Genomic DNA, 8,659 nt, shown 5'->3' with positions numbered 1-8,659 from the left:
CGCCTCGCGCTGGTCCTGGGGCGGCTCGTGTTGGGGGTCTCACCTCCCCAGCCCCCCTCCGGGCCCCCGGCACCGCCGGGGGCGCCTGAGTACGGGTACTCAGGCGCCACGGTCCGTTCACGCCATATTCGCCCGGACGGGGCCTAGGCGGGCCAGTACGTACGCCCCCACGAGGCCGGACCGGGCCGCGGCAGCGTGCGCCGTGCCACCCGGCCCGGCGCGGCCCACGCGTCGGCCACCCGCTGCGCGCCCGGCTGCACCGAGGCCAGTGCCGCCGCGCGCGCTTGGACCACCGCCAGTGCGGCGGCCAGCTCCTCGGGGGTCGGGTTCCCCTTGACGACCTTGATCACCACTGCGAGCTCCTCGTGCTGCCGGCTAGAGGGGGATGTTGCCGTGCTTCTTCGGGGGCAGGGACTCCCGCTTGGTGCGCAGCTGCCGCAGCCCCTTCACCACGTGCGCCCGGGTCTCGGACGGCATCGTCACCGCGTCGATGTAACCGCGCTCGGCGGCCGTGTACGGGTTCAGCAGCGCGTCCTCGTACTCGGCGATGAGCCGCGCCCGGGTCTCCTCGGCGTTGCCCGCCTCCTCCGCTTCGGCGATCGCCCGGCGGTGCAGGATGTTGACGGCGCCCTGCGCGCCCATGACCGCGATCTGCGCGGTCGGCCAGGCGAGGTTCAGGTCGGCGCCCAGGTGCTTGGAACCCATGACGTCGTAGGCGCCGCCGAAGGCCTTGCGGGTGATGACGGTGATCAGGGGGACGGTCGCCTCGGCGTACGCGTAGATCAGCTTCGCGCCGCGCCGGATGATTCCGTTGTACTCCTGGTCGGTGCCCGGAAGGAAGCCCGGCACGTCGACGAAGGTCAGCACCGGGATGTTGAAGGCGTCGCAGGTCCGTACGAAGCGGGCAGCCTTCTCGGAGGCGTCGATGTCCAGACAGCCGGCGAACTGCATCGGCTGGTTGGCGACGACACCGACCGGGTGGCCCTCCACGCGGCCGAAGCCGGTGAGGATGTTCGGCGCGAAGAGCGACTGGGTCTCCAGGAACTCCGCGTCGTCGAGCACGTGCTCGATCACCTTGTGCATGTCGTACGGCTGGTTCGCGCTGTCCGGGATCAGGACGTCGAGCTCGCGGTCGCTCTCGGAGACCTCGGTGTCGGCCTCCTCGGGGAAGGCCGGGGGCTCCGAGAGGTTGTTCGACGGGAGGTAGGACAGCAGCGACTTCACGTACTCGATGGCGTCCTTCTCGTCACCCGCCATGTGGTGCGCGACGCCGGACGTGCTGTTGTGCGTCCGGGCCCCGCCCAGCTCCTCGAAGCCGACGTCCTCGCCGGTGACCGTCTTGATGACGTCCGGGCCGGTGATGAACATGTGCGAGGTCTGGTCGACCATGACCGTGAAGTCGGTGATCGCGGGGGAGTACACGGCGCCGCCGGCACAGGGGCCGACGACCAGGCTGATCTGCGGGATCACACCGGAGGCGTGCACGTTGCGGCGGAAGATCTCGCCGTACATGCCCAGCGCGCTGACACCCTCCTGGATGCGGGCGCCGCCGGAGTCGTTGATGCCGACCAGCGGGCAGCCGGTCTTCAGCGCGAAGTCCATCACCTTCATGATCTTCTGGCCGTAGACCTCGCCGAGGGCTCCGCCGAAGACGGTGAAGTCCTGCGAGAACAGGGCGACGGGCCGCCCGTCGACGGTGCCGTAGCCGGTGACGACGCCGTCGCCGTACGGGCGGGTCTTCTCCAGCCCGAAGTTCGTCGACCGGTGCCGGGCGAACTCGTCGAGCTCGACGAAGGACCCCTCGTCCAGCAGCAGGGCCACCCGCTCACGCGCCGTCAGCTTGCCCTTGGCGTGCTGCTTCTCCACCGCCCGCCCGGACCCGGCATGGGTGGCTTCCTCGACGCGGCGCTGCAGATCCGCGATCTTCCCCGCGGTGGTGTGCATGTCGATCGGCTCTGACGGTTGTGACATCGGGGTCGCGGCTCCCTGCGTGGTGTCAACGGCCTGGTGAATTACGTGACTACTACTAGCTACTGGTGCGTAGCGTATCGGCGGGCATGGCGCTCGGCAGTGCGGCGTTTGACACACCTAATCTGGCTTGCATGACGCCATCAGATGCATCAGGCGGGGCTCCGACCGGAGCTTCCGCGGGCCGCTGGTCGAGTTTGGACCGGCCGCCGTTGAACGCCGCCGCACTGCAGCGGGCCCTCGTGACCGGGGAGGGGCTGTGGACCTCGCTGGAGGTGGTCGGGTCCACCGGGTCCACCAACAGCGATCTCGCCGCCCGGGCCGGGGAACTGCCCGAGGGGGCCGTGCTCGTCGCCGAGGAGCAGAGCGCCGGGCGCGGCAGGCTGGACCGGAGCTGGGTCGCGCCCGCGCGGTCCGGACTGTTCTTCTCCGTACTGCTCAAGCCCGGGCCGCAGGTGCCGCAGGAGCGGTGGGGGTGGCTGACCCTGCTGGCCGGGGTGGCCACCGCGACCGGGCTCTCGCGGGCCGCCGGGGTGGACACCGCCCTCAAGTGGCCCAACGACCTGCTGGTCACCGTGGACGGCGAGGAGCGCAAGACCGGCGGGATCCTCGCCGAACGCGTCGGTGACGGGGTCGTCCTCGGCATCGGGCTCAACGTGACGCTGACCGACGACGAGCTGCCGGTGGACACCGCCGGATCCCTGATGCTGGCCAAGGCCTCCGTCACCGACCGGGACCCGCTCCTCAAGGCCGTGCTCCGCTCGCTGGAGCAGTGGTACGGGGACTGGCGCGCGGCCGGCGGCGACCCGGCGGCCAGCGGTCTGCAGGAGACGTACGCGGCGGGCTGCGCGACCCTCGGCAAGCACGTGCGGGCCGAGCTGCCCGGCGGGCGCACCCTCACCGGGACGGCCGAAGCGGTGGACGCGGACGGACGGCTCGTCGTCCGGACGGCCGACGAGGAGCGGGAGGCCGTGGGGGCGGGGGACGTGGTCCACCTGCGGTCCGTCCGGTAGGGCCGCCCGGCCTGCGGTCCGGCCGGTCCCGCTCGCGGAGTAGGGGAGTGAGCTACGGCACACCTGCCGTATGGTTTAGGCGATCCCGGTCCTCGCGGTGATCAACCGGTTGGCAGTGCGCACGGATATGGACAGGAGGCGGCCCTTGACCGTCGACGACCCGCACTCCAGCGCGCCCGCCTCCGGAGCGACGACCGGCTCCGGCCAGGCCGCGAGCGGTGCCGCCGCCGTCGGTTCGACCGCGAGCGGTGCGACCGTGAGCGGTTCGGGTGTCCACTCGACGCCGATCGGACGGGACCAGCACACTCCCCACCACGAGGTCGACCACACGGTCCAGCCGACGGCCGACCCGCTGGCCATCCGCCTGGAACAGCTGATCCTGGGCGCCGAGCGCCGGTACACCCCCTTCCAGGCGGCCCGTAGCGCCGGTGTCTCGATGGAGCTCGCCTCCCGCTTCTGGCGGGCCATGGGCTTCGCGGACATCGGCCAGGCCAGGGCCCTGACGGAAGCGGACGTACTGGCGCTGCGCCGGCTCGCCGGCCTGGTCGAGGCCGGGCTGCTGAGCGAGCCGATGGCGGTCCAGGTGGCGCGGTCCACCGGGCAGACCACGGCACGGCTCGCGGAATGGCAGATCGACTCCTTCCTGGAGGGGCTGACGGAGCCGCCGGAGCCGGGAATGACCCGTACGGAGGTCACGTACCCGCTGGTCGAGCTGCTGCTGCCGGAGCTGGAGGAGTTCCTCGTCTACGTGTGGCGGCGCCAGCTGGCGGCCGCGACCGGGCGGGTCGTGCAGGTGGCGGACGACGAGGAGATGGTCGACCGGCGGCTCGCGGTGGGCTTCGCGGACCTGGTGGGCTTCACCCGCCTCACGCGGCGGCTGGAGGAGGAGGAGCTCGGCGAGCTCGTCGAGGCCTTCGAGACCACGGCGGCGGACCTGGTGGCGGCGCACGGCGGCCGGCTGATCAAGACCCTGGGCGACGAGGTGCTGTACTGCGCCGACGACGCGGCGACGGCGGCCGAGATCGCGTTCCGGCTGATAGAGACGATGGGCGCCGATCCGCAGATGCCGGAGCTGCGGGTGGGGATCGCCTTCGGGACCGTGACCACCCGGATGGGCGATGTCTTCGGGACCACGGTGAACCTGGCCTCGCGGCTGACGTCGATAGCGCCGAAGGACGCGGTGCTGGTCGACGGCGCCATGGCCGAGGAACTCGGGCGGACGGGCGCGGCGCCGGTGTCGGAGAAGGAAGCCGAGGCGGAGGAGGGCGGCGGTACCTACCGTTTCGCGCTCCAGCCGATGTGGCAGCGCCCGGTGCGCGGGCTCGGCGTCGTGGAGCCCTGGTCGCTGACGCGGCGGAACCCTAAGATCCCCGGATAACGTTCGTTAACCGGGAGGGTCGCCCTGTGTCCGCGTCTGAGTCTGCGCCTGCGTCTGTGTCCGAATCGGTCTCCGCATCGTCCGTATCGCCTGCATCACCCGCGTCGGAGTTCGTGTCCGTGCGCCGGCACGACGGCGGGGTCGCGGAGCTGGTCCTGGACCGGCCCAAGGCGATGAACGCGGTGTCCACCGAGATGGCGCGGGCGATCGGGGCGGCGTGTGACGCACTGGCCGCGGACGCTTCGGTACGGGTCGTCGTGCTCTCCTCGGCCGCCGAGCGGGCGTTCTGCGTGGGCGCGGACCTCAAGGAGCGCAACTCCCTGTCGGACGCCGAACTGGTGCGGCAGCGGCCGACCACGCGCGGCGCGTACGGGGGCGTGCTGGAGCTGCCGATGCCGACGATCGCGGCGGTGCACGGGTTCGCGCTGGGCGGCGGCTTCGAGCTGGCCCTCGCGTGCGACGTCATCGTGGCCGACGAGACCGCGGTGGTCGGGCTGCCGGAGGTCTCGGTCGGCGTGATCCCCGGAGGCGGCGGGACGCAGCTGCTGCCCCGGCGGGTCGGGGCGGCGCGGGCCGCGGAGCTGATCTTCACGGCCCGGCGCGTGGAGGCCGGCGAGGCGCTGGCCCTGGGGCTGGTGGACTCGGTGGTCCCGGCGGGGTCGGACCGCGAGGAGGCCCTGGCCCTGGCCGCGCGGATGGCGGCGAACTCCCCGGTCGGGCTGCGGGCGGCGAAGCGGGCGCTGCGGCTCGGGCACGGGATGGACCTGACGGCGGGCCTGGAGATCGAGGACGCCGCGTGGCGGTCGGCCGCCTTCTCGGGGGACCGGGCCGAGGGCGTGGCGGCGTTCAACGAGAAGCGCAAGCCGCAGTGGCCGGGGGTGTGAGGCGGGCGGTGGTGACGGACTGCCGGCGGGTGTCGTGCCGACAGGTGTCGTGCCAGCGGGCGTCGTGCCGGAAGGTGTCGTTTCGTCACCAAACGTGATCTTGGTGCCACTGAATGTCGCGTCAATTGTCACCAAATCGGACAAAACCCCTAACCTGGGGTGATGGGTGTTGACGGGCGGCTGCGAGCCGTTGTGGGCCTCGCGCAGGCCATGGCGGCCGCGTGCGCGCCGCGGGACAGTGTCCGGGCCGCGGCGCGCGGAGCGAGGCTGGCGATGGACGGGTCGTTCGCCGCGATCTCCGCGTGGGAGCGGGAGCGGGGGCGCCTGCGGGTGCTCGTGAACGAGGGGGAGCGGCGGGCCGGGGAGGAGGAGTTCCCCGAGGACGAGTCGTACCCCGTCCACGACTTCCCGGAGATCACGGAGTTCCTGCACGAACGCTGGGTGGGCGGGGGCGGGCCCCACGCCTGGGTGGAGAGCGCGGTCGGCGACCGGCCCGGGCGCCGGGGCGATGCGCTGCGCCGGCGCGGGCGCGGGACGTGCGTGGTCGCGCCGATCGTGCTGAGCGGGCGGGCCTGGGGCGAGCTGTACGTGGCCCGGGACGAAGGGCTGCCGGACTTCGACGAGGACGACGCGGAGTTCGCGACCGTCCTCGCGGCGGTGGTCGCGGCCGGGCTCGCGCAGAACGACCGCCTCGAGGAGGCCCGGCGGCTGGCCTTCACCGACCCGCTGACCGGGCTGGCCAACCGGCGGGCCGTGGACATGCGGCTGGACGAGGCGCTGGAGGAGCACCGCAGGAGTGCGGCGGCGGCCGGGGCGGCGACGGTGGTCAGCCTGGTCGTCTGCGACCTGAACGGCCTCAAGAAGGTCAACGACACCCTCGGGCACGCGATGGGCGACCGGCTGCTGGAACGTTTCGGCTCGGTGCTCAGCCTGTGCGGGGCGATGCTGCCGGGCTCCCTGGTCGCGCGGCTGGGCGGGGACGAGTTCTGCCTGGTCAGCGTCGGGCCCTCGGCGGACGAGGTGGTACGGGTCACCGAGGAGGTGTGCCTGCGCGCGGCCGAGCTGGAGCTGGGCGAAGGGGTCGCTTGCGGGGTCGCGTCCACGGGGGACCCGATCGGGCCGGTGAAATCCTCGCGGCGGCTGTTCCGGCTGGCGGACGCGGCCCAGTACAAGGCGAAGGCCGCGCGGTCGGCGAAGCCGGTGGTGGCCGGGCGGGACACGGCGGTGGTCCGCCTCGCGGACGCGGAACCCGGCGACCCGGGCGAACGCCGCCGCTTCCGCGGCCGCGCGTAGCCGTGGCCGCCCCCGTCGCGCAGCCCGAGCCGCGCCGCTGCGGCCTCCCGGTCCCCGGCTGCGGGTATGCCGCTGCGCGGCGCTTGTCCCCTACCCGCCCTTCCCCCGTTCCCCGGAGCTCCGCCCCGGACCCGTTGCCGCGTGCGGCGCCGCTGCCGGGGGCCAGCCCCCGGACCCCCGCGCCTCAAACGCCGGCGGGGCTGGATGTGCAGGCGGGGCTGGATGTGCCGCTGCGCGGCATCTTCCAGCCCGTCCGGCGTTTGAGGACCGGGTCCGGGCAGATCCCGGGGACGGTGGAAGGGCGGGTAGGGGACCCAGCCCCGCAGGGCGGACCGGCCGCACCCGGCCACCGGCCCTCGCGCCGGACCGGCCGCACCCGGCCACCGGCCCTCGCGCCAGGCGGCGGTGGCGGTGCCCCCGACCGGCCCGCGGCGGCGTGAAGCCGCTGAGGCCCGCCAGGGCCGAGGCGTGCGAGAGGCGCGTCAAGAAGGCAAGGGGTGACATGAAGAGATTCAGTCCGTAGGGTGCTGAATATGGATATGCACACTGTCGTGGTGGGAACGTCCGGGACCACCGCCGAGGACGTGATCGCCGTCGCTCGTGGCAACGCCCGCGTCGAGCTTTCCGCCGAGGCCGTCGCCGCGCTGGCGCGGGCCCGGGAGATCGTGGACGCGCTCGCCGCCAAGCCCGAGCCCGTCTACGGGGTGTCCACCGGGTTCGGCGCGCTCGCCTCCCGGCACATCAGCCCCGAGCTGCGCGCGCAGCTCCAGCGCAACATCGTCCGCTCGCACGCCGCCGGCATGGGCCCGCGCGTCGAGCGCGAGGTCGTGCGTGCGCTGATGTTCCTGCGGCTCAAGACCGTCGCCTCCGGGCACACCGGCGTCCGGCCGTCCGTCGCGCAGACGATGGCCGACGTGCTCAATGCCGGGATCACCCCCGTCGTCCACGAGTACGGCTCGCTCGGCTGCTCCGGAGACCTCGCCCCCCTCTCGCACTGCGCGCTCGCGCTCATGGGCGAGGGTGACGCGGAGGGCCCCGACGGCGTCGTCCGGCCCGCCGGCGAGCTGCTCGCCGAGGCCGGGATCGAGCCCGTCGAGCTCCGTGAGAAGGAGGGCCTCGCCCTCCTCAACGGCACCGACGGAATGCTCGGCATGCTGGTCATGGCCCTCGCCGACCTCGGCAAGCTGTACACCTCCGCCGACATCACCGCCGCGCTGACGCTCGAGGCGCTGCTCGGCACCGAGAAGGTGCTCCAGCCCGAGCTGCACGCCATCCGCCCGCACCCCGGCCAGGGTGCCTCCGCCGCCAACATGGCCGCCGTGCTGAAGGGCTCCGGGCTCACCGGGCACTTCCAGGAGGAGTCCGCCCCGCGCGTCCAGGACGCCTACTCCGTGCGCTGCGCCCCGCAGGTCGCCGGCGCGGGCCGCGACACCATGGCGCACGCCGCCCTGGTCGCCTCCCGCGAGCTGGCCGCCGCCGTCGACAACCCGGTCGTGCTGCCCGACGGGCGCGTCGAGTCCAACGGCAACTTCCACGGTGCGCCGGTCGCCTACGTGCTGGACTTCCTCGCCATCGCCGCCGCGGACCTGGGCTCCATCGCCGAGCGCCGCACCGACCGGCTGCTCGACAAGAACCGCAGCCACGGCCTGCCGCCCTTCCTCGCGGACGACGCCGGCGTGGACTCCGGTCTGATGATCGCCCAGTACACGCAGGCCGCCCTGGTGAGTGAGATGAAGCGGCTCGCGGTTCCCGCCTCCGCCGACTCGATTCCGTCCTCCGCCATGCAGGAGGACCACGTCTCGATGGGGTGGTCGGCCGCGCGCAAGCTCCGTACCGCCGTCGACAACCTCACCCGGATCGTCGCGATCGAGCTGTACGCGGCCACCCGCGCCATCGAGCTGCGCCACGGGCTCACCCCGGCGCCGGCCAGCCAGGCCGCCATCGCGGCGGCGCGCGCCGCGGGTGTCGAGGGTCCCGGGCCGGATCGTTTCCTCGCCCCCGACCTGGCCGCCGCCGACGCCTTCGTCCGGTCCGGCGCGCTCGTGGAGGCCGTGGAATCCGTGACCGGCCCCCTGGCCTAGCCGAAGCAGTCGAGAAGGGCCGCGGCCCGGGGTGTCACCCCG

Annotated in this window: 7 protein-coding genes; 5 read left to right on the top strand and 2 right to left on the bottom strand. The window is 73.3% G+C overall.

What is annotated here, in order from left to right:
• Positions 1 to 143: 143 nt before the first annotated feature.
• On the bottom strand, positions 144 to 353 hold the full coding sequence (locus ACWGDE_RS32425; RefSeq protein ID WP_453392614.1) for an acyl-CoA carboxylase epsilon subunit: 210 nt from the start codon (positions 351 to 353) through the stop codon (positions 144 to 146).
• 22 nt (positions 354 to 375) lie between these two features.
• Positions 376 to 1,971, bottom strand: a complete 1,596-nt coding sequence (locus ACWGDE_RS32420) for an acyl-CoA carboxylase subunit beta (RefSeq protein WP_453392613.1) — start codon at positions 1,969 to 1,971, stop codon at positions 376 to 378.
• 131 nt (positions 1,972 to 2,102) lie between these two features.
• Here ACWGDE_RS32420 and ACWGDE_RS32415 point away from each other — a divergent pair, with 131 nt between their 5' ends.
• From ACWGDE_RS32415 to hutH, 5 genes are all read left to right on the top strand, one after another.
• Complete coding sequence (locus ACWGDE_RS32415) at positions 2,103 to 2,981, top strand: biotin--[acetyl-CoA-carboxylase] ligase (RefSeq protein ID WP_453392612.1); 879 nt, start codon at positions 2,103 to 2,105, stop codon at positions 2,979 to 2,981.
• Between the two features lie 286 nt (positions 2,982 to 3,267).
• On the top strand, positions 3,268 to 4,359 hold the full coding sequence (locus ACWGDE_RS32410) for an adenylate/guanylate cyclase domain-containing protein (protein ID WP_453392616.1): 1,092 nt from the start codon (positions 3,268 to 3,270) through the stop codon (positions 4,357 to 4,359).
• A 56-nt stretch (positions 4,360 to 4,415) separates the two neighbouring features.
• Complete coding sequence (locus tag ACWGDE_RS32405) at positions 4,416 to 5,243, top strand: enoyl-CoA hydratase/isomerase family protein (protein ID WP_453392611.1); 828 nt, start codon at positions 4,416 to 4,418, stop codon at positions 5,241 to 5,243.
• Between the two features lie 162 nt (positions 5,244 to 5,405).
• On the top strand, positions 5,406 to 6,536 hold the full coding sequence (locus ACWGDE_RS32400; RefSeq protein WP_453392610.1) for a diguanylate cyclase domain-containing protein: 1,131 nt from the start codon (positions 5,406 to 5,408) through the stop codon (positions 6,534 to 6,536).
• Positions 6,537 to 7,075: 539 nt separating this feature from the next.
• The gene (gene hutH / locus ACWGDE_RS32395; protein WP_453392615.1) at positions 7,076 to 8,617 is read left to right on the top strand and encodes a histidine ammonia-lyase; all 1,542 of its coding nucleotides are present in this window, start codon (positions 7,076 to 7,078) and stop codon (positions 8,615 to 8,617) included.
• Positions 8,618 to 8,659: the final 42 nt, after the last annotated feature.

The organism is Streptomyces sp. NPDC054956, assembly GCF_053609185.1.
The sequence above is the reverse complement of the archived record's forward strand: the minus strand, read 5'-3'. Positions and strand labels throughout refer to the sequence as shown.

What these genes read in the sequence shown, in the direction of transcription:
- ACWGDE_RS32420 (WP_453392613.1), bottom strand. Translation starts at nt 1,971, where the DNA reads ATGTCACAACCGTCAGAGCCGATCGACATGCACACCACCGCGGGGAAG.
- ACWGDE_RS32415 (WP_453392612.1), top strand. Translation starts at nt 2,103, where the DNA reads ATGACGCCATCAGATGCATCAGGCGGGGCTCCGACCGGAGCTTCCGCG.
- ACWGDE_RS32400 (WP_453392610.1), top strand. Translation starts at nt 5,406, where the DNA reads ATGGGTGTTGACGGGCGGCTGCGAGCCGTTGTGGGCCTCGCGCAGGCC.
- hutH (WP_453392615.1), top strand. Translation starts at nt 7,076, where the DNA reads ATGCACACTGTCGTGGTGGGAACGTCCGGGACCACCGCCGAGGACGTG.